Here is a 19,410-nt window from a genome sequence, read left to right on the forward strand (position 1 = left end):
CGGCCATGGCGGCTCGCATCCGCGAGACCTCCGGCGACGATCTCGAGGAAAGCCACGACATCAACGTCACGCCGTTCATCGACGTTATCCTGGTGCTCCTGATCATCTTCATGGTCGCAGCACCCCTCGCCACCGTCGACGTCAATGTCGACTTGCCCGGTTCGACGGCAACGCCCGCGCCGCGCCCCGAAACGCCGCTCTTCCTCACGCTGAGAAGCGATCTCACGCTGGCAATCGGCAATGACAGCGTGCCGCGTCTGGCCTTTGCCGCGGTGCTCGACCGCCGCACCAAGGGCGACAAGCTGACCCGCATCTTCCTGCGCGCCGACAAGACGGTCGGCTATGGCGACCTGATGGAGGTGATGAACCTGCTGCGCGGCGCCGGCTATCTTAAGGTCGCGCTGGTCGGCCTCGAAACCGCTGGCGGCGTCGGCGGGCAAGCCACGCCCGGAACGCCCGCGACCGGTGCGAACCCTGTTTCGGCATCGGGTGGGAGCCCGGCGCCATGACGGTCGCGGCTCTTTCCCGGATCTCCCAGCCGCGTTTCCGCGCGCGTGAAGCCGGCCTGTGGACGAGCGCCGCCGCGATCATCCTGGCAGCGCATGTGGCGGTCGCATATGCGGTGCAGAATTTGAGTTTCGCCGACATGCAGGATGGCGGTCCGCCGCCGGCGCTGGCGGTCGAGATGGCGCCGCTGATGACCGCGCCCGCCGTGCCGGAGGAGGCTTCGATGTTGGACACCGTGACACCGGAGCCGCCCGATGCGGCGGAGGAGACGGAAAAAGCCATCGGCACAAAGCCGGTGACCGATCCGACGCCGGTGGCGAAGCAGGCAGAGCCGGTGATCGAACAGCCACTCGACGACACGCAGGAGGCTGAACAGGCTGCGCCGGCGCAGCAGACCGTCGCGGCACTGAGCGAGCAGCAACAACTGGATGAGGTCGTGCCCGACCCTGTCGAGGCGATCGCGCCCGATGTCGTCATTCCGCTGCCGGTGCCGAAACCCGTCGAGCCCGAGGCGAAGGCGCAAAAGCCGGTCCAACCCAGGAAGAAGACTGAGAAGGGGCCGGTCCAAAAGCCGAAGGAACGGGTGAAAAAGGAAACGGCGCAGCCGCCCAAGGCGACGGCCACCGCCAACATCGACGCCAAGGCGGCGGCGAAGGCAGCGGCGCCACAATCCTCGAACGCGGCGCCGCGCTCGAGCGTCAGTCCCGCGCGCTGGAATTCCAGCCTGGCGGCGTGGATCAGGCGACACACGCGCTATCCGAGCGCGGCGCGCTCCAGGCGGGCCGAGGGCATGCCGAGCGTGACCTTCACAGTCGACACGTCCGGAAGGGTGGTCTCGGCCCGGCTGGTGCGATCCTCGGGTGACGGCGATCTCGACCGCGCCGCGCTTGGCGCATTGCAGGGCGCTTCGGTGCCGGTGCCGCCGGCCGAGCTCGGCGCTCGCGTTACCCGCACCGCGCCCTTCGTCTTCAGCCTGCGCGATTAGGGCGATATCAGGAAAAGTGCGCGATGGCTTTCCATCCGGGGCGGCGATCTGTCCGTTTCGGGATGCGCCCGAATGATGATAAAGCTTGAGGCAGCCACTCATCTATTTCAGGATTCCCATGTCGGTCCTCACACGCCGCAAACTCCTGCAGGGCGTCGCGGCCGTCGGCGCGGCCGGTATCGGCCTCTCGGCCGCCGGCAAGTTCGCCGGCTGGGCGGCGGCGAAGCCTGAACCGCTGATCCTGAAGACCGCCAGCATCGAGGCGCGGCTGACGGACGGCGCGCCGACGAAGAATGTCCTGACCTATGGCGAGGCAGGCCCGCCGTCGGTCGTCTGGATGCGGAAGGGTGAGGCGTTTGCCGCGCGCTTGATCAACGGCATCGACGATCCGACGACGATCCACTGGCACGGCATCCGCGTTCCCAACAAGATGGACGGCGTGCCGTTCCTGATCCAGCCCTATGTCTATCAGGGCGACCATTTCGACTACACCTTCACGCCGCCCGATGCCGGCACCTTCTGGTACCACCCCCATTGCAACACGCTGATCCAGATGGGTCGCGGGCTCACCGGCGTAATCGTGGTCGAGAACCCGGCCGATCCTGTCTTCGACGCCGAGATGGTTATCAACCTGCGCGACTGGCGGCTCGGCGACGACGGTCAGTTCATCGAGCCGTTCCGGCCGCGCGACGCAGCCAAGGCCGGCACCTTCGGCACGGTGCGCACCGCCAATTGGCAGGACCAGCCGCAATTCGATGCGCCAGCCGGCGGGCTGGTGCGACTGCGCGCCGCCATCACCGACGTCACCCGCATCTATGCCTTCCGCGTCGATGGGGCCGAGTCGACGGTAATCGCGCTCGACGGCAACCCTGTGCCGCAACGCTTCACGCCGGATGCCTTGCAGTTGGGACCCGGCCAGCGGCTGGAGCTTGCCATCCGCATGCCCGACGAAGAAGGCGCGATCGTCAGCCTGCGCGATGTCAGGGGCACGAAGCCCAAAATCCTGGCGACGCTGCGTTCGGTCGGCAAATCGCTGAGGCACGATCCGCGCGATCTCGGCCCGCTCGAGACCAATCCGGTGGCGGAGGTCGACCTTTCCAGCGCCGGGCGCATTCCGCTGGCGCTAAGCGCCACGGCGGAAAACGTTTCGGCCGACAGCATTTGCGGCTCGCTCGGTTACAGCTTCTGGGCGATCAACAAGGTGCCTTGGCCAGGCGACACGCCTGACCCGACCGCGCCTCTTGCCGAGCTGAAGCTCGGCAAGAGCTACATCATCGACATGGAGAACCTCACCCCGCACGCGCACCCGATCCATTTGCACGGCATGAGCTTCAAGGTGCTGTCGTCCTCGACAAGGGCAGTGCAGCCGCTCGTCTCCGACACCTACCTCATCCAGCCCGACGAGAAAGTTCAGTTGGGCTTCGTCGCCGACAATCCCGGCGACTGGCTGCTGCACTGCCACATCATCGAGCACCAGAAGACAGGCATGACGAGCTATTTCCGGGTGGTGTGAGCGCATTGGCACAGAGCAATTCCAGGAAAAGTGTGAGCGGTTTTCCGTCCGGAATTGCGTAAAAGCAAAGATATAGCGCGGCATGTCCGCGTCTATCTCGGCTTGACGCGTTTGGTCGATTGCCTAGGTAGGGAGGAGGGCGCTGGGGCGGCACGCAACTCCGACCGACGGCATGACATCCTTGCGTATTCGAAAACTTGCCTTTGTCGCGGCAGGCATCTCCATCCTGTCGTCCTGCGTCATCCCAGACGACACATCGAGCATCGCCAAGGTCGACCCCACCACGGCCGCTGCCCGCAAGGAGACGGTCGGTCTCAGCGAGGCCGATGTCCGCATGTGCGCCGGCTTTCCGACCGCGACCGCCGATATGGGATCATCCGGCCAGATTTGGACCTATCAACGCACTGTTCAACGCGGCAATCTCAGCATCGCAGTGCCGACGATGGCCGTGGGCGCGATCCCCGCGGTCGGCGGGTCGGTCAACGTCGCGCCCGGTGGCTACTGCAACACGCAGATCCGCATGATCGGCGGTCGTGTGGCCGAAGTCGCCTATGCCGGCGACAACAACCTGCCGAACAGCGTCGATGCGCTCTGCGTCAGCACGGTGGACGCCTGCGTGGCCTATGCGCGCCAACGCAATCACATAGCGACGGCAGTTTCCCGATGAGTGGGATCAGGCCGGTCCGAAGCCGCCGTTTGCGTCGGCGTCCTCCGGGGTGAGTGGCGCCAGGCTTTTTTCGGAGACGCCGAGCGCAACATGCCGGACCATTGTTTCGATCGCGATGGGCCTGGCAAAAAAGCCCGAGACCACCGCGAGCCAGGTCCGAAAATTCCGGCCGGATTCAGTCGGGCGCCGGAAGCATGTATGTTTAACGATACTGATTCTTCCAATCATTTGGCTGGTCGATGTGAGAAAGATCGTCGCTGCACTCGCCGTAGCCGTCGTCCTTGTCGTCGGGCTACTCTTCCTTCTGCCCGCTCTTGTTTCAACCGACTGGGTTCGCGCCGAACTGGGTCGGCAACTTTCGTCCGCGACCGGCATGACCATCAGGCTGGACGGACCCATCCGACTGTCGCTCCTGCCCAGGCTGGCAGTCGTCGCGGACGATATCTCGCTCTCGACCGGCTCGGGCAACATCGCGATTTCCGCTCCGCGATTCTCGACATCGGTGACGCTGTCGTCGCTGTGGTCGAAAAAACTTGAGATTCAGTCGGTCGCATTGGCGGATCCGACAATCGCGCTCAAGGCTTCGGCGAACGCGGAGCCAGCGCCGGAACAGAAGGAGGTTCAGGCCGATCCGTTCGCGGCGGTTGTCGACACGCTCGAGCGGCTGGCGATCAACCAGCTGACGATAACGAACGGCACCCTCACCTCGGACGCGTCGACCGTAAAGGCCGCCAAGGTGACTGCAATCGACGCTGATCTGAGGGTTCCGGACCTCGATCGGGAGGTCTCGTTTTCATTGGCCGGCACCAGCAACGGCCGCCGCGTTGAAATGAGCGGCAGCCTTTCCGCCTTGAGGCCTATCCTGAAAAGGCTGCCCGCCCAAATCGCCGTCGAGGCGCAGCTCGACCCGGCGCCCGTTGCCAAATTCTCTGCCTTGCAGGCGAGCGGCGAGATCCAGCTCAACGGCAATGGGAGCTATCAGATCAAGGGCGGAAAGTTCGAGATCGGCGACCAGAGCTTCCAGATGGATGCGCTGTTTCAGCCGGGGGTGCGGCATCACTTCTTAGCCGACCTGGCGGCCCGGCGCTTCGACATCGACGCCTTGAGCGATCTCGGAAGGGCTGGTTCCAGCGCGAGCAAAACAGCTGCTGGTTCCGGAGAGCCCGACCTTGCCATGCTGGCCGCTTTCGACGCCGACATCAGCGTGACAATCGATGAACTGGTCGGCGGCAAGATACGGGCTTCCGATGTCCAGATCGCCGCGACGTTGCGCGGCGGGCATCTCGCGACAAAGCTCGAGCACTTCGGCCTGGACGCGGGAAGCCTCACGGCGAACGCCTCGACGAATGTCGGTGAAACACCTCCGACCATACGGGGCAATATCGCGAGTTCCGGGCTGGACATCGTGTCATTGGCGAAGCTTGCCGGACAATCCGTGCCATTGTCGGGCAAGCTCACGGCCGATATGGGATTCGCTTTTCGCGGGCTTACCGCCGAGTGGATCCGCACCAGCGCCAATCTGCAGGGAACGGTCGGGATTCGAGAAGGCAAGCTTCCGCTTGCGGCGCTTGCCGAAACCCGAACGGCCGACGAAATCACCGGGCTCACCCTTGATGCGAAGGTTCGCGATATCGGCAAGCCGGTCGATGTCACAGGCAAGCTTGCCTGGCGGGGGCAGGCCGTTGCCTTCAAGTCTCAGATCGCGCCGGCATCCTTTGTAGCCGGCGGCTCCGTTGCCGACTCGTCCGGCCCGATCAGCCTTTCGGTTTCCTCCAAATTTCTCGAAGGCAGCATAAGCGGCACTGTCGGCGGTGGCGGCACGTTCAAGGGCCAGGTCTCTGCCACATCGCCCTCGGTCGACAGACTGATGCAATGGCTGGGACAAGGCGCTTCCCGCAGCCTGCGGGACTTTGCCTTCAAGGGCGATGTCGACGCTAGCCCAACGCAATTCTCCTTCCAGAAGGCCACCGCCACATTGAACGGCGTCAAGGCGTCGGGGCAAGGCTCGGTGAAACTGGGGGAGCCTCTCACCATCCGGACGTCGCTCAATTTCGCGAAACTCGACCTTGCAGCGTTCGCTGGCGGCGCTGGGGCCGCGGCCGGCGGCAAACAAAAACCAAGCGCGGCAGCCGACGCGCCGATCGATCTCTCCTTCCTCAAGGGACTTGATGCCAAGGCGGATATCCAGGCCGACAAGCTCGGTTATGGAAAGCTCTTCGCCGGGCCGGTGGCAACCAGCCTGACGGTGGCGAATGGCAAGGCTCACTTGAATGTGCCGCAAAGCCGCTTCTACGGCGGCACGATTGCTGCGGAGATGACCGCCGACGGCTCCGGCGATGCCGCTTCTCTGGACCTCAACACAGCGATCACCGGCGCGGCTGCGGCGCCCTTGCTTGATGACGCGGCGGATTTCATCGCATCGAAGGAACGCTCGATGCGACGGTCGCGGTTTCAGGCTCTGGCAAGACCACGAAATCGCTTACCCGCTCCCTCCGCGGCAAGGCAGCGACGAAATTCAGCGACGGCGCCTTCCGCGGCATCGACATAGCGGAGGTCTATAACAATTTGGTCGGGCTGCTCGCCGGCGGCTTCAAGCAAGATCAGGCCAAGAAGACGACATTCACCGAACTCGGCGCCTCATTCGCGATCGACAACGGCGTCGCGCAGACGACGGACATCAGCCTGCTGGGCCCGCTGGTGCGGATGGACGGTGCGGGCAGGATCGACCTCGCCGACCAGACCATCGACATGCGTCTCAACCCCCGCGTCGTCGCTTCGCTTGCCGGGCAGGGAGGCGACGTCGCCGTGAAGGGCATCGGGGTGCCGATCGTGGTCCAGGGCCCGCTCTCCGCGCCCCGTGCTTATCCGGATGTGAGCGCGTTGGCCAAGGACCCGCAGGGCGCGCTGGATATGTTGAGCCGCCTCGGTCTGCCAACCGGAAAACTCAATCTCGACAAGCTGATCCCGGGCCAGACAGGCTCGAACGCAGACGGCTCCGGCAAGGGAGCCGCCGATCTGCTGGGCAACATTCTGCGCAACGCCCCGCCCCGGCCCAAAGCTCCGCCTGCCCCTCCGGGGGCAGCCGCGGCGCCCGACAACGGCGATACGGAAAACAGGGCGCCGCCGCCAAGTTCGAAAACCGGCAGCGGGACCGAGGCAGAGATCGCCGCGCCGGCGGCCGAACCCACACCGGTCGACCCGCAAGCTGCGCCTGATTCTCCCGAAGCGCCCAAGAAGGGGGAAATAGACACGCTTCTCGATCAGTTGGGCAACTAGCGTTAGGGGCGCGCCGGGAACGCCAGTGGCACTGCACAGGGGTTTTGACAGGTCAGCTCGGTTCGCATTGGCAAGGCATGCGTTGGAGATTGGCCGAAACGCCCATCGCGATCATCATTCTAGGGCGAAGCAGGAGCGAAGCTCCGTCGCGAAGACCCTCGGATGTCGAGGTTGGGGCGGCTTCAACCAACCCTGGCGTTTGCGATGATTTCACGGAGTGAATGGCAAATCTTACGCCAAGACGAACGGCACCTTTCAAAAATCCTGTGTCGGGGAGCTAGGGATTGCGCGAAAGCGGTCGCTCTGACCTCAGCCTGACGCCGGCCCGGTACATGATCTAACGCTCATATGTGCAGCGGAAAATCAAAGTGATCTCGGCCGCCGCAAATCGCCCCAAATCGGGACGTTCCTCCGGCCTTATTCTGGAGACGTTGGAGAGGCCGATGAAACTATCTGTTCTTGCCCTTGCCGGGACCATGCTGGCGATGATGCCGGCGGTCGAGGCGGCGCCGACGATTGGCGTGCCGGCTGGAAATAGCCTGGTGCAGGAGGCGCATGTCACATGCGCTTATCTGACCGATGACGGCTACTGCGTTCGGCCGCACAAGAGGCATCAATACTGGAAGCGGAAACATTATTACCAACCCGCTTATCGCACCTATGAGCCGCAGCCGCCGGACGGGTATGACTGGCGCTATCAGCGTCCGCGGCCGATTATCCGGGTCGTTCCAAACTACCCGCCACAGGACGAAGACAATTGGGATGACTGGGACAATTGAGCCTACCCAGGGGGCCGGAGCTGCCTGCGCTTTTTGCAGAGGCCCGCTTGCAGGCATGGCAGGATGTGACGAAGACAATCGACGGCGGATACGCGGCCGGACCGCCGTCCACGTATCCGCAATCCGGCGATTTCTCGCCTACCAGCCGAACAGCACGGCAGCACCGCTCTGGCCGTCGCCGGCCTGCGCGACGTTGGCATCGGTGTTTCTGCCGAACTGGAAAATTCCGTAGGAATTGTCGTTGCCGTCCTGCCGCAAGATGGCGATGTGTCCACTGCCCTCCTGCCGAATTACGCCGAGGTTGCCGGCACCGTCCTGACCTATGCCGGCACGATTGTTCCTACCGAGCTGCCTGATATGGGCACCGCTGCGCAGCCCGTTATAGGCCGAATAGGCGCGTAGACCGAGATCCAGCGCCCGCGCATCGCGGGCCGTCCGAGGCGAGTAGTAGAACCCGATCGAACCGCCCGCTTCTGCGGGAGCGGAAGCAAGGGGCAGGCCGATGGCGGCGGCGAGCACGGTGGCGTGGATGAGCTTTGTGATCTGGCGGTTCATGTTACGTCTCCTGGCAGGTTCGACCGTCGATGGGGGACAGTCGCATAACCAGGCTGAACCATGACGGAAGGGATCGTTCAGCAGCCGTTCAAGATCCGGCATTGGTTCAGGCTTCGACAGATCACCAGCGGCTCTGGATGTTTTCTTAGTGTGATCTGGACGGCAAGCTTCCGCCCCGAAGCTACTCCGGGGCGGGAAATGGCAGAGGGCTCCGGTGCCCGGAGCCCTCCTTTCGATCGACCGACCGGCAGAACCGACGCTCAGGTTGCGTCAGGCACTTGCTTGACGCAGCTGACGCTCGTGTCGCCTGCGATCACTTTCAGCTTGACGTCGTAGGCAGCGCCATCCGCTCCCAAGCTCATCCGGCCGAGGGATGCGGGATTGCCCGGACCGGCTTCGAAGACGCCGCCCTGCCGGATATTGGCGGAGCCGGACGCACCATCTCCCGAGAGGCTGATCGTGTAGGTGCCGCTGGTGCTCTTGTCAGCATAGACTAGGGGCTCCAGCAGGATGGCGTCTGCTTCAATCGTATCCCGTATCTCGCATCGCACCGGCCCGGAAGTCGAGCGATCCTTGCCGGCCGTCGCGCCTGTCGCGCCAGCGGTTATCGCAGCCAGGAGCGCGGCCCATGCCGCCGTCGCATGCTTGTCCAGTCTGGTCATGGATGATCTCCTCGCACTACCAGGATGGTGGACGGCAAACCATTGCCGGCCACCGTGGTTCAGGGGCAATCCTGGACGAAGGCGGCTACATTGCCGCTGCCACCCTGGCTGACGTCGGCATTGCACCCATGGCCGACCTGAACGCCGGCTGCGATGTTGCCGTTGCCGTCCTGCGTCAGGATCGCGGTGTGGTTCGAGCCGATCTGGGCAATGCCCGCAGCGTTTCGGTTGCCGTACTGATAAGTCGCGCCGTAGTTGTTTACGCCCTGCTGCCCGATCACCGAGAGGTTGCGACGACCATATTGCTGACCGATCGCGGTGTTGAAGCGGCCATCCTGGTGGAAATGGACGCGGTTACGGTAGCCATGCTGGGCGCCGCCTGCGGAATTGCGCCAGCCATATTGTTCGATGTTGACGTCGTTGGCCATGGCGGGCGCGATGGCGGTGAAACCAACGACTGCGGCTAAGGCCGTTGCGATGATCGATGTGCGGGTCATGGACTTCTCCTTCGATGCGGCGGGGGACCGCTTGTTGAACGGCCCTTTGTAGGGAAGTCACTCGGAACGGAGGCTGAAGGCTCCATTCAGTGAACGTTCATGACCGTTGCGTTCGGACGTTCCAGGATTGGAGCGCTCCGCTATTCAGTCAGGCAAGGCCAAGATGCGGGACAATCTGCCGATGAGGGTTTGACCGAGAATCAGCGCAGAAGGGGCTGCGCCGATGGCGCACTGACCCGTGCGACGAAAAACAAAATTGATTTCAAGCTACCTGAATGCGCCAAGGATATTCGGTTAGCGAACGTGTTTTAGCGTAAACCTGGGGCGCTCATTCCGCGATCGAATGGCACTCCCGGGTAGCTCTCCCGGGAGTGCCAGAAAGTGACGGCCCTATCGCTTCAGCGCGATGCTGATGCCGCTGAGATCGGCATTGACCTGCAGGCCGACCTGCCTGCCGGTGAGCTCGAGCTGGGCGCCCTTGTCATTGGTCATGACGATCACCTGGGCGCCTCTGCCGAGCGCGCCGCCGCCGCCGGCAGCTCCATAGACGCCCGTCACATCGCTGGCGCGACGGATATGGCGCACCCTGCCCTGGAAATAGGTTTTGGACGCGCCGAAGGCGAGGCCGCCCGAGACGCCGCCGATCGAGATCGGATAGCGTTTACCATGGAAAGTCAGCGTGCCTTCGCCGCCGGAGCCGCCAATGAAAAAGGCCGCCTTGTAAACGGAGAAGCGGATCGTGCCGCTGTCGGCATGCGCGGCGCTGGCAATGCTCACGCCTGCGGCGGCGATTGCCGCAACCGCGACTGAACGGAACCTGGACGAAATCTGCATGATGGAACTCCTCGAGAATCGCCGCTTACCCAGCGGGCTGGGCATTATCAGCTTCAAAACTATAGCTGAACCGAATTGCCCCGCCATTGGTTCCAGGCACGCGGCCCGAAATCCGGCGGTCACGAAATGGCGAGCGAGGAGGCAGAAGCCGTCGACAAGCGAACGCTTGTGCTGGCTGGTGGAGCTGAGGGGGATCGAACCCCTGACCTCATCATTGCGAACGATGCGCTCTCCCAGCTGAGCTACAGCCCCGTTCCAGCGGATCGGCTTGTATCGGTCGCGCCCGTTTGATGTCAAGGCGAAACGATGGGCCAGCCACAGACCCGTGCGGGCGGGACTTGCCCGCTCGCCAAGCCCGCGGGCCTTGCCCGCACGCCAAGCAATGGCTACATGTCGGCGACAATTCGGAGACCGGCATGATCGCCCTTATTCAGACCATCGTCATGGCGCTTGATATCTATTGGTGGATCATCATCGCCTCGGCGATCTTTTCCTGGCTCTACGCCTTCAATGTCGTTAACTCGCGCAACCAGTTCGTCGGCAGCGTCGGCAACATGCTCTATCGGTTGACCGAGCCGGCCCTGCGCCCGATCCGCCGCTTCATGCCCGATCTCGGCGGCATCGACATTTCGCCGATCATCCTGCTTCTGATCCTTTTCTTCATCCGGCAGTTCCTGGTCACCACGGTCTGGTCCTGGGTGGTCACCGGCGGCTGATGAGCACGCCGTTTCGGCCGCGCGAGAACGGCATCGACCTCTTCGTGCGGCTGACGCCGAAAGCGGCGCTCGACCGGATCGACGGCGTCGAGACCGCCGCCGACGGGCGCAGCCATCTCAAGGCCCGCGTGCGCGCCGTGCCGGAGAACGGCGCCGCCAATCAAGCGCTGGAACGGATGATGGCCAAGGCGCTGGGTGTGCCAGTATCGGCCGTTTCGGTGGTCGCCGGCGGCACGTCGCGGTTGAAGACGCTGCGGGTCGTGGGGGAACCAAGGACATTGACCAAAAGCGTTGAAGCTCTCATCGGCAATTGAGACCGCATTGACCAGATTTCCCTGGTAGGCGCTGCCCCTCATTGCCCTGCCGGGCATTTCTCCCCGTTTGGTGACGGGGAGAAAGCCGCTATCGCCGACGATTTCGCCAATCATCGACGTTGCAGAAAATGGCGCCGAGGTTGCGGCCAGCCTTCTCCCCGTTTACGGGGAGCAGGTGCCGGCAGGCGGATGAGGGCGGCGCGGCGGTTGGAGATTGAGCAGCTTGCGGGCGGGCAATTTTGCCTGCCGCAGGCGAAATTTATCGCTTCAATCCCCCAGCGGCAGCTTCGGATCGTCCACCTTGAGCGTGTTCACGCTCTGCTTGATGCGGCGCAGATTCTCCAGCACTTTCGGCCCGCGTGATTCCGCCACCGTGGTGGCGATCATGTCGAGGATGGCCAGAAGCGCGTAGCGCGACGAGGTCGGCTTGTAGATGTTGCCGTCCTCGACCGACTGCAGCAGGATGACCGTATCTGCAACCTTGGCCAAGGCCGAGTCCGGCGCGGTGATGGCGACGGTGGCGGCGCCGTATTGCTGCGCCACCTCCACAGCCTCGATCACCGAGCGCGCATAGCCCGAAACGGAGAAGGCAAGCAGCGTCGTCTCCGGCGTCGCGACGGCGGCATACATGCGCTGTAGCTGGCCGTCGGTCTGGGCGAGCGCCGAGAGACCGAGCCGGAACAGCCGGTTCTGCATCTCGGTCGCCATCATCGAGGAGATGCCGCCGGAGCCGATGCAGAGCACATTGCCGGAGCTTGCAATCCGGGCGGCGACATCCATCAGCGTCGTCATGTCGAGATTCTCGCTGGCGCGCTGGATGGCGGCGATCGCCGCCTCGGTGATGGCCGACGCGATGCGCTGCTCGCGCGCGTCGCGGCTGAGCGGCTCCGGCGACAGATACTGGCCGCCGATGGCGATCGCCTGGGCGAGATAGAACTTGAAATCGCGCAAGCCCTCGCAGCCGAGATTGCGGCAGAAGCGGGTGACGGTCGGCTCGCTGACGCCGACGCGCGCGGCGATCTCCGAGATGGCGGCCTTGGAGGCGAAATCAAGGTCGGAAAGCACCAGCCCGGCCAGCCGTCGGTCCGACTTGGTGCCGTCTTGCGACATCAATTGCAGGCGGGTGATGATGTCGGCCGGGCTCTTCATCGTCTTCTCACAGTGGCAGGCCCGTCGCCTTGTCGAAAAGGTGGATGTTGCGCGGGTCGACGCTCACCGGCAGCCGGTCGCCCGGCTTGATCTGCAGCCGGTCGCGGAACACCGCGCGCACCGTGTCGTCGCCGACCGAACCGTAGACATGGGTTTCCGAGCCGGTCGGCTCGACGACATCGACCTTGATGGCGATGGCCTCGTCGCCGGCGCCGACCACGAAGTGCTCGGGCCGGATGCCGGCCTCGACCGTGTCGCTGCCGGAAGCCGCGCTGGCGGCAAGCGCCAGCCGGCCGCCGCCTTTGGTCTCGAACCAGGACTTGGCGCCGGCCGTCTTCAACGCGCCGGAGACAAAACTCATCGACGGCGAGCCGATGAAGCTGGCGACGAATTTGTTGGCAGGTCGATCGTAAAGCTCCAGCGGCTGCCCCACCTGCTGGATGCGACCGCGGTCCATCACCACGATGCGGTCGGCCATGGTCATGGCCTCGATCTGATCGTGGGTGACGTAGACGATGGTCGATTTCAGCCGCTGGTGCAGCGCCTTGATCTCAGTGCGCATCTGCACGCGAAGCTGCGCGTCGAGATTGGAAAGCGGCTCGTCGAACAGGAAAACCGAAGGCTCGCGCACGATGGCGCGGCCCATCGCGACGCGCTGGCGCTGGCCGCCCGACAACTGCCGTGGATAGCGATCGAGATAGGAGAAGAGGTTCAGCACGCCCGAGGCCTTCTTGACCTTGTCGTCGATCGCGGCGCGGTTCTCGCCGCGGATCTTCGGGCCGAAGCCGATATTCTCCGACGCCTTCAGATGCGGGAACAGCGCGTAGGACTGGAACACCATGGCGATGTTGCGCTTCTGCGGCGGCAGGTCGTTGGCGCGCGTGCCGCCGATGACGAGATCGCCGGAGGTGATCGTCTCCAGCCCGGCCAGCATGCGCAACAAGGTGGACTTGCCGCAGCCGGACGGGCCGACCAGCACGACGAACTCGCCGCTTTTGATGTCGAGATTGATGTCCTCCAGGATTTTGTGCTGGCCGAAGGATTTCGACAGGTTGCGGAACTGGACGTCGGTCATGGTCACGCTCCCAATATGTCGTCGATGAAAGGCAGGTAACCGGCTGTCAGCCCGGCATCCACGGGCACCACGGCACCTGTTATGCCGGAAGCGCGGTTGGAGGCAAGGAAGGCCACCGCCTCCGCCACTTCGGAAGCATTGACGATGCGGCCGAGCGGATAGAGCCGCTTCAGCCGGCCGAGGATCTCGGGGTCCTTGGCCAGGCGATGGTCCCACGCGGCGGTACGGATCGATCCCGGGCACACCACATTGGCGCGCAACCCGCTGCGGCCGAGCTCGACGGCGACCGATTTGGCATAGGCGTTGATGCCGGCCTTGGCGGCGGCATAGGCCGGATTGCCGAAATGCGAGATGGCGTTGACCGAGGAGATGAACACAACGTTGCCTGAGCCGCGCGCCGCCATCGCCTTGATGAGCGGGTCGGCGAAACTCATCACGCCGGTCAAGTTGAGGTCGAGCTCCTGCTCGATTTTCTCCGCCGTCAGCGCCTTCAGGGTCTCGGCACGCGTCCAGCCGGCATTGTTGATCAGTATGTCGGGCACGCCGTCCTTGTCGAGCAACGCCGGGATCGCCGCTTCGATCGAGGCCCGGTCGAGCAGGTTGAAGACATGGCGTGAGGCGATATGCGGACTGGCCAGCGCCTCCATCGACTGGTCGCAGCCGACGATGCGCGCGCCGCGCTCGGCCATGAGCTCGACGATCGCCGAGCCGAGGCCGCCGCCGGCGCCGGTGACAACGACGGTCTTGCCTTCGAACTCGGCTGTCGAGCTCACGCTGCGTCTCCTCCACCCCTTATTCTAAACCGGCACGCTAGCCAACCAAATGTAATTAAGCAACATGATAATCCGCTTGCGCGTCGTTAAATCATGGATAATGTAGGAAAGTAACATAAATCCTGTGCTCCTAAGGGCCAGGCGCCAACGTGCATCAATGGGAGAAATCAGATGAGCCTTGCAAAATGGACTGTCGGCCTGTTGGCCGGAATGAGCATGCTGGCGCTGGCAGCGCCGGCGGATGCCGGCGAGGTGCGCGTCACCGTCGCCGAATACAGCGCCAAGACCGGCCCCTATTTCGAAGCGGTGAAGAAGGAATTCGAGGCGGCCAATCCCGGCATCACCATCAAATATGAAGTGGTGCCGTGGGACGTGCTGCTGCAGAAGCTCACCACCGATATCACCGCCGGCACCAATGCGGATCTCTCGATCATCGGCACGCGCTGGCTGATCGATTTCGTGCAGCAGGACGTCGCCGAGCCGCTCGACAGCTACATCAAGCCCGAGTTCAAGGACCGGTTCATCGACACATTCCTGCAGCCCTCGATCATGAATGGCCACACCTATGGCCTGCCGATCGCGGCTTCGGCGCGCGCCATGTATTACAACAAGGAGCTGTTCGAGAAGGCCGGCATCGCCAAGCCGCCGGCGACCTGGACCGAGCTGCAGGAAGACGCCCGCAAGATCAAGGCGGTCGGCGCCTTCGGCTACGGCCTGCAGGGCAAGGAGATCGAGACCGACGTCTACTACTATTATGCGATGTGGTCCTTCGGCACCGAGATCCTCAACAAGGACGGCACCTCCGGTCTGGGCACGCCCGGCGCGCTCGAAGCCGCCAAGCTCTACAAGTCGATGATCGATGAGGGCCTGACCGAACCGGGCGTCACCTCGAACAACCGCGAGGACGTGCAGAACCTGTTCAAGCAGGGCAAGGTCGGCATGATGATCACCGCGCCCTTCTTGTCCAACCAGATCAAGGAAGAAGCGCCGAACTTGAAATACGGCGTCGCCGCCATCCCTGCCGGCCCGACCGGCGCGCGCGGCACCTATGGCGTCACCGACTCCATCATCATGTTCAAGAACTCCAAGAACAAGGACGAGGCCTGGAAGCTGCTCGACTTCCTGTTCACCAAGGAGCAGCGCGCCAAGTTCACGCAGGGCGAAGGCTTCCTGCCAGTGAACAAGGAAGAAGCGAAGATGGACTATTACGTCCACAACGCCGACCTCGCCGCCTTCACCGCGCTTCTGCCCGACGCCCGCTTCGCGCCGGTCATCCCGGGCTGGGAGGAGATCGCCCAGATCACCTCGGACGCCATGCAGAAGATCTATCTCGGCGGCGATCCCGAGGCTGGCTTGAAGGACGCGGCGGCCAAGGCCAACGCGGTGCTCAAGAAATAAGGGCGTATCTCCCTGCGCCCGTGGCGCGCCCTACCCCCCGCGGGGCGCGCCACATTTTTTCTTCCTCTCCCCCTGAGGGGGGAGAGGTGGCTCGGCGAAGCCGAGACGGAGTGGGGGAACCACATGGCAACCCCGACGGACGGACATTGGAAGGGCATTAGGCGCAAGCATCGCCTCGCCTGGCGCCCAGAAGGCGACCCCCACTCCGTCGAGCTTCGCTCGACACCTCTCCCCCGATCGACCGGGGAGAGGAAGGGCTCTCTTCCGCAACCGCCGCGGAGGACGGGCAGGCAGGTGGCCAGCACAGCAAGAAGCCCTGAAGCGACGTCCTGAGAAGAATGAGGCGGATTAAGTCAAATTGTTAAGCCAGCGCGATCCAATTTCCACCCGCAACGCGGTACAGACCAGCCGATGCAAAATCGTTTCCTGCCTTATCTGCTGACGCTGCCCAGCCTGCTCTTGGCGGCGGTGGTGATCTTCTGGCCGGTCTGGGACCTGATCCAGATCTCGACGCATGACGTCAACCGCTTCGGCCAGTTGCGCGAGTTCAGTGGTCTTGTCAACTTCACCGAACTGTTCGCCGATCCGGATTTCGTCGCAGCACTTTGGCGTACCGGGCTCTGGACCGTTCTGGTCGTGGGCGGCGCGCTGCTCTTGTCCATCCCGGTGGCGATGATCCTCAACATGGATTTCTACGGACGCGACCTTGCCCGCGTCATCGTCATGCTGCCCTGGGCGGTGTCGCTCACCATGACCGCAGTGGTCTGGCGCTGGGCCCTCAACGGCGAAAGCGGCATGCTGAATTCGGCGCTGATGAAGCTCGGCTTGATCAGCCAGAACATCCAGTGGCTGGCGAGCGCCGGGACCGCTTTCCCGATGCAGGTTCTGATCGGCATATTAGTGACGGTGCCCTTCACCACCACGATCTTTCTCGGCGGCCTCTCCTCGATCCCGGACGATCTCTATGAGGCTGCGGCGCTCGAGGGCGCGACGCTGTTCCAGCAGTTCCGCGAAATTACTTTTCCGCTGCTGAAGCCGTTCATCAACATCGCGATCGTGCTCAACACCATCTATGTCTTCAACTCCTTCCCGATCATCTGGGTGATGACGCAGGGCGGGCCGGCGAATTCGACCGACATATTGGTGACGCATCTCTACAAGCTCGCCTTCCGAATCGGTAAACTGGGCGAGGCTTCCGCCGTGTCGCTGGTCATGTTCGCGATCCTGCTCGTCTTCACCATGATCTACGTGCGCCTCGCCATGAGGGAGCAGCGCGTATGACGCCGAAGCTGAAACGCACCGTCATCGCCTGGCTGCTGCTCGCTCCGTTGATCGTGGTGACGATCTTCCCCTTCGCCGTGATGTTCCTCACCGCCGTCAAGCCACGCACCGAGGTGCTGACGCCCACCTGGTGGCCGAGTGAATTCCGCTGGTCGAATTTCGCCGACATGTGGGTGGCGACCGGTTTTGGCCAGGCGCTGCTCAACTCACTCTACGTTTCGGCGCTGGCGACGATCGGCGCGATCCTGATATCGGTACCGGCGGCCTATGCGATGTCGCGCTTCCGCTTTGCCGGCTATGGAGCCTTCCGCCAGTTCCTTTTGATCTCGCAGATGATTTCGCCGATCGTGCTGGTGCTAGGACTGTTCCGGCTGATGGCCGCCTGGGGCCTGGTCGAATCGACCACCGCGCTCGGCTTCATCTACATGGCCTTCAACGTCGCCTTCACGGTCTGGATGCTGCAGAGCTATTTCGACACCATTCCGCGCGACCTCGAGGAGGCGGCCTGGATGGAAGGCGCCGGCCGCTGGCTGACCTTGCGCAAAGTGTTCCTGCCGCTCTGCCTGCCGGCGATCGCGGTTACGGCGATCTTCACCTTCATCAACGCCTGGAACGAGTTCGTCGTCGCCCTCACCATGCTGCGCAGCCAGGAAAGCTACACGCTGCCGATCCAGGTTTTCTCGCTCGTCGCCGGCCGCTATACGATCGAATGGCACCATGTCATGGCGGCCACGCTGCTGGCCACACTGCCGGTGGCGATCCTTTTCATCTGGCTGCAGCGTTACCTCGTCCGGGGCCTTGCGCTCGGGGCCGTCAAATAGCAATCCCGGCAATTCCAGGAGAACTACGCAGCGGTTTTCGTCCGGAATTGCGAAAAACAAGCAGTCTAGGGAGCGTTCATGCGCATCTTCACCGCCTCGCTGGCGACCGAAACCAACACCTTCTCGCCGGTCCCGACCGACCGGGCCTCTTTCGAGATGGCCTTCTATGCCGGTCCGGGCAAGCATCCGGAGACGCCGACGCTCTGCTCCTCGCCGATCGTCGCGCTGCGCAAGCGCGCCGCGAAGGAAGGGCTCACCGTCATCGAAGGCACCGCGACCTGGGCGGAGCCCGGCGGGTTGGTGCAACGCCAGACCTATGAGGGGCTGCGTGACGAGATTCTTGGCCAGCTAAGGGAGGCGCTGCCGGTCGACGCCGTCATCCTCGGTCTGCACGGCGCCATGGTCGCGCAGGGCTATGATGATTGCGAAGGGGATTTCCTGGAGCGTGTCCGCGCGATCGTCGGGCCGAAAGTGGTGATCGCCTCGGAGTTCGATCCGCACAGCCATTTGACGCCGAAGCGGGTCGCGGCCTGCAATGTCATGGCCTATTTCCTTGAATTCCCGCATACCGATTTCTACGAACGCGGGGAGCATGTCGTCGAGCTCGGCCTCGCCGCGGCGCGCGGCGAGATCAAGCCGGTGATCTCGACCTTCGACTGCCGCATGATCCAGGTGCTGCCAACCAGCCGCGAGCCGATGCGCTCCTTCGTCGACAGGATCAAGGCGCTGCACGGCAAGGATGGGGTGCTGTCGGTCTCGGTCATCCACGGCTTCATGGCCGCCGACGTGCCGGAAATGGGCACACGCATCCTGGTCGTTACCGACAACGACAAGGCCAAGGGCGATACTTTGGCGGAAACCCTTGGGCGCGAGCTCTATGCCCTGCGCGAAAAGACGGCGATGACGATGCTGTCCGCCTCGGCGGGCATCGAGCAGGCACTTACCGTGCACGCGACGCGCCAGAACAAGCCCGCGGTGATCGCCGACATCTGGGACAACCCGGGCGGCGGCGTGCCGGGCGACGGCACCATCGTGCTGCGCGAGCTGCTCAGGCGCGCGGTGAACAAGGTTGGCGTGGCGACGATCTGGGATCCTGTCGCGGTGACCTTCTGTCACGCGGCCGGCGAAGGCGCGGTCATCGACCTTCGCTTCGGCGGCAAGGCCGGCCCTCAGGCCGGCGAGCCGATCGACGCCCGCGTCACTGTGCTGAAGACGACCAACGAAGGCTGGCAAAGCTTCGGGCCTAGCCGGGTGACACTGGGGCCGTCTGCGGTGGTGCGCATCGAAGGCACCGAGGTCGACGTCATCTTGAACACCAACCGCACCCAGACCTTCGAGCCGGATGTCTTCTCCAACATCGGCATCGATCCGATGGGCAAGGACATTTTGCTGATCAAATCGACCAACCATTTCTACGCCGGCTTCGCGCCGATCGCCGCCGAGATCATCTATGTCGCGGCGCCGAGTTCCTATCCGAGCAACCCGGCGAAGACGGATTATAGGAAGCTGAACCGGCCGATCTGGCCGAGAGTGGCGGATCCATGGGGGGATAAAACGACCCCTTCTCCCCTTCTGGGGGAAGGTGGATCGGCGCGATAGCGCCGAGAC

At 63.6% G+C, this 19,410-nt stretch carries 19 protein-coding genes, 1 tRNA gene and 1 pseudogene; 13 read left to right on the top strand and 8 right to left on the bottom strand.

What is annotated here, in order from left to right:
* Positions 1-5 precede the first annotated feature (5 nt).
* The 7 genes and pseudogenes from exbD to P9272_RS05875 all read left to right on the top strand — a co-directional run bounded on the left by exbD (position 6) and on the right by P9272_RS05875 (position 7,727).
* Positions 6-509: a TonB system transport protein ExbD gene (exbD, locus tag P9272_RS05845; RefSeq protein ID WP_278159710.1), complete on the top strand. Its 504-nt coding sequence runs from the start codon at positions 6-8 to the stop codon at positions 507-509.
* Positions 506-1,492 (top strand): energy transducer TonB, encoded by a 987-nt coding sequence (locus tag P9272_RS05850; RefSeq protein ID WP_278159712.1) that lies wholly within the window; start codon positions 506-508, stop codon positions 1,490-1,492. Before exbD ends, P9272_RS05850 begins: the two co-directional genes overlap by 4 nt.
* A 118-nt stretch (positions 1,493-1,610) precedes the next feature.
* Positions 1,611-3,005, top strand: a complete 1,395-nt coding sequence (locus P9272_RS05855) for a multicopper oxidase family protein (protein ID WP_278159714.1) — start codon at positions 1,611-1,613, stop codon at positions 3,003-3,005.
* Positions 3,006-3,177: 172 nt separating this feature from the next.
* The gene (locus P9272_RS05860) at positions 3,178-3,672 is read left to right on the top strand and encodes a hypothetical protein (protein ID WP_278159716.1); all 495 of its coding nucleotides are present in this window, start codon (positions 3,178-3,180) and stop codon (positions 3,670-3,672) included.
* Positions 3,673-3,787: 115 nt separating this feature from the next.
* Positions 3,788-4,252: pseudogene (locus P9272_RS05865) on the top strand (AsmA family protein); the annotation flags it as partial.
* A gap of 1,838 nt (positions 4,253-6,090) precedes the next feature.
* Positions 6,091-6,948 carry an AsmA-like C-terminal region-containing protein gene (locus tag P9272_RS05870; RefSeq protein WP_278159999.1) on the top strand — a complete coding sequence of 286 codons (858 nt, stop codon included), beginning with the start codon at positions 6,091-6,093 and terminating at the stop codon, positions 6,946-6,948.
* A 368-nt stretch (positions 6,949-7,316) separates the two neighbouring features.
* A complete protein-coding gene (locus tag P9272_RS05875) occupies positions 7,317-7,727 on the top strand; it encodes a hypothetical protein (RefSeq protein WP_128257959.1) in 411 nt (136 codons plus the stop codon).
* 138 nt (positions 7,728-7,865) lie between these two features.
* On the opposite strand, the gene P9272_RS05880 is transcribed toward P9272_RS05875, so the two are convergent.
* The 5 genes from P9272_RS05880 to P9272_RS05900 form a co-directional block, all read right to left on the bottom strand.
* Positions 7,866-8,282, bottom strand: a complete 417-nt coding sequence (locus P9272_RS05880; protein WP_278159718.1) for a curlin — start codon at positions 8,280-8,282, stop codon at positions 7,866-7,868.
* A gap of 260 nt (positions 8,283-8,542) precedes the next feature.
* A complete protein-coding gene (gene csgH / locus P9272_RS05885; RefSeq protein WP_278159720.1) occupies positions 8,543-8,944 on the bottom strand; it encodes a curli-like amyloid fiber formation chaperone CsgH in 402 nt (133 codons plus the stop codon).
* A 59-nt stretch (positions 8,945-9,003) separates the two neighbouring features.
* On the bottom strand, positions 9,004-9,441 hold the full coding sequence (locus P9272_RS05890) for a curlin (protein WP_278159722.1): 438 nt from the start codon (positions 9,439-9,441) through the stop codon (positions 9,004-9,006).
* Positions 9,442-9,831: 390 nt separating this feature from the next.
* Entirely contained in the window at positions 9,832-10,275 is a 444-nt protein-coding gene (locus P9272_RS05895; protein ID WP_128257963.1) for a hypothetical protein, read from the bottom strand.
* A gap of 176 nt (positions 10,276-10,451) precedes the next feature.
* Positions 10,452-10,527, bottom strand: a tRNA-Ala gene (locus P9272_RS05900).
* Between the two features lie 164 nt (positions 10,528-10,691).
* Here P9272_RS05900 and P9272_RS05905 point away from each other — a divergent pair.
* Both P9272_RS05905 and P9272_RS05910 read left to right on the top strand, forming a co-directional pair.
* Positions 10,692-10,991, top strand: coding sequence for a YggT family protein (locus tag P9272_RS05905; protein WP_112129074.1), 300 nt, complete (start codon positions 10,692-10,694; stop codon positions 10,989-10,991).
* Positions 10,991-11,305, top strand: a complete 315-nt coding sequence (locus P9272_RS05910; RefSeq protein ID WP_128257964.1) for a DUF167 family protein — start codon at positions 10,991-10,993, stop codon at positions 11,303-11,305. Before P9272_RS05905 ends, P9272_RS05910 begins: the two co-directional genes overlap by 1 nt.
* A 267-nt stretch (positions 11,306-11,572) precedes the next feature.
* On the opposite strand, the gene P9272_RS05915 is transcribed toward P9272_RS05910, so the two are convergent.
* Genes P9272_RS05915 through P9272_RS05925 form a run of 3 tightly spaced genes read right to left on the bottom strand, consistent with a single transcriptional unit; the run spans position 11,573 to position 14,302 of the window.
* Positions 11,573-12,454 carry a MurR/RpiR family transcriptional regulator gene (locus tag P9272_RS05915; protein WP_278159727.1) on the bottom strand — a complete coding sequence of 294 codons (882 nt, stop codon included), beginning with the start codon at positions 12,452-12,454 and terminating at the stop codon, positions 11,573-11,575.
* Between the two features lie 7 nt (positions 12,455-12,461).
* Positions 12,462-13,529, bottom strand: coding sequence for an ABC transporter ATP-binding protein (locus P9272_RS05920; protein WP_278159729.1), 1,068 nt, complete (start codon positions 13,527-13,529; stop codon positions 12,462-12,464).
* Positions 13,530-13,531: 2 nt separating this feature from the next.
* Positions 13,532-14,302 carry an SDR family oxidoreductase gene (locus P9272_RS05925; RefSeq protein ID WP_278159731.1) on the bottom strand — a complete coding sequence of 257 codons (771 nt, stop codon included), beginning with the start codon at positions 14,300-14,302 and terminating at the stop codon, positions 13,532-13,534.
* Between the two features lie 171 nt (positions 14,303-14,473).
* On the opposite strand from P9272_RS05925, the gene P9272_RS05930 reads away from it, so the two are divergent.
* The 4 genes from P9272_RS05930 (at position 14,474) to P9272_RS05945 (ending at position 19,401) form a co-directional block, all read left to right on the top strand.
* Positions 14,474-15,700 carry a sugar ABC transporter substrate-binding protein gene (locus P9272_RS05930; RefSeq protein ID WP_278159733.1) on the top strand — a complete coding sequence of 409 codons (1,227 nt, stop codon included), beginning with the start codon at positions 14,474-14,476 and terminating at the stop codon, positions 15,698-15,700.
* A 411-nt stretch (positions 15,701-16,111) separates the two neighbouring features.
* The gene (locus tag P9272_RS05935; protein WP_278159735.1) at positions 16,112-16,981 is read left to right on the top strand and encodes a sugar ABC transporter permease; all 870 of its coding nucleotides are present in this window, start codon (positions 16,112-16,114) and stop codon (positions 16,979-16,981) included.
* Entirely contained in the window at positions 16,978-17,802 is an 825-nt protein-coding gene (locus P9272_RS05940; protein ID WP_040991530.1) for a carbohydrate ABC transporter permease, read from the top strand. Before P9272_RS05935 ends, P9272_RS05940 begins: the two co-directional genes overlap by 4 nt.
* Before the next feature lie 78 nt (positions 17,803-17,880).
* Positions 17,881-19,401: a M81 family metallopeptidase gene (locus P9272_RS05945; protein WP_278159737.1), complete on the top strand. Its 1,521-nt coding sequence runs from the start codon at positions 17,881-17,883 to the stop codon at positions 19,399-19,401.
* Positions 19,402-19,410: the final 9 nt, after the last annotated feature.

Source organism: Mesorhizobium sp. WSM4976, assembly GCF_029625685.1.
GTDB lineage: Bacteria > Pseudomonadota > Alphaproteobacteria > Rhizobiales > Rhizobiaceae > Mesorhizobium.

Bases quoted from the DNA above. Each gene is read 5' to 3' on its own strand.
- exbD (WP_278159710.1), top strand. From the start codon at position 6: ATGGCGGCTCGCATCCGCGAGACCTCCGGCGACGATCTCGAGGAAAGC.
- P9272_RS05850 (WP_278159712.1), top strand. From the start codon at position 506: ATGACGGTCGCGGCTCTTTCCCGGATCTCCCAGCCGCGTTTCCGCGCG.
- P9272_RS05855 (WP_278159714.1), top strand. From the start codon at position 1,611: ATGTCGGTCCTCACACGCCGCAAACTCCTGCAGGGCGTCGCGGCCGTC.
- P9272_RS05860 (WP_278159716.1), top strand. From the start codon at position 3,178: ATGACATCCTTGCGTATTCGAAAACTTGCCTTTGTCGCGGCAGGCATC.
- P9272_RS05880 (WP_278159718.1), bottom strand. From the start codon at position 8,282: ATGAACCGCCAGATCACAAAGCTCATCCACGCCACCGTGCTCGCCGCC.
- csgH (WP_278159720.1), bottom strand. From the start codon at position 8,944: ATGACCAGACTGGACAAGCATGCGACGGCGGCATGGGCCGCGCTCCTG.
- P9272_RS05890 (WP_278159722.1), bottom strand. From the start codon at position 9,441: ATGACCCGCACATCGATCATCGCAACGGCCTTAGCCGCAGTCGTTGGT.
- P9272_RS05895 (WP_128257963.1), bottom strand. From the start codon at position 10,275: ATGCAGATTTCGTCCAGGTTCCGTTCAGTCGCGGTTGCGGCAATCGCC.
- P9272_RS05905 (WP_112129074.1), top strand. From the start codon at position 10,692: ATGATCGCCCTTATTCAGACCATCGTCATGGCGCTTGATATCTATTGG.
- P9272_RS05910 (WP_128257964.1), top strand. From the start codon at position 10,991: ATGAGCACGCCGTTTCGGCCGCGCGAGAACGGCATCGACCTCTTCGTG.
- P9272_RS05915 (WP_278159727.1), bottom strand. From the start codon at position 12,454: ATGAAGAGCCCGGCCGACATCATCACCCGCCTGCAATTGATGTCGCAA.
- P9272_RS05920 (WP_278159729.1), bottom strand. From the start codon at position 13,529: ATGACCGACGTCCAGTTCCGCAACCTGTCGAAATCCTTCGGCCAGCAC.
- P9272_RS05930 (WP_278159733.1), top strand. From the start codon at position 14,474: ATGAGCCTTGCAAAATGGACTGTCGGCCTGTTGGCCGGAATGAGCATG.
- P9272_RS05935 (WP_278159735.1), top strand. From the start codon at position 16,112: ATGCAAAATCGTTTCCTGCCTTATCTGCTGACGCTGCCCAGCCTGCTC.
- P9272_RS05940 (WP_040991530.1), top strand. From the start codon at position 16,978: ATGACGCCGAAGCTGAAACGCACCGTCATCGCCTGGCTGCTGCTCGCT.
- P9272_RS05945 (WP_278159737.1), top strand. From the start codon at position 17,881: ATGCGCATCTTCACCGCCTCGCTGGCGACCGAAACCAACACCTTCTCG.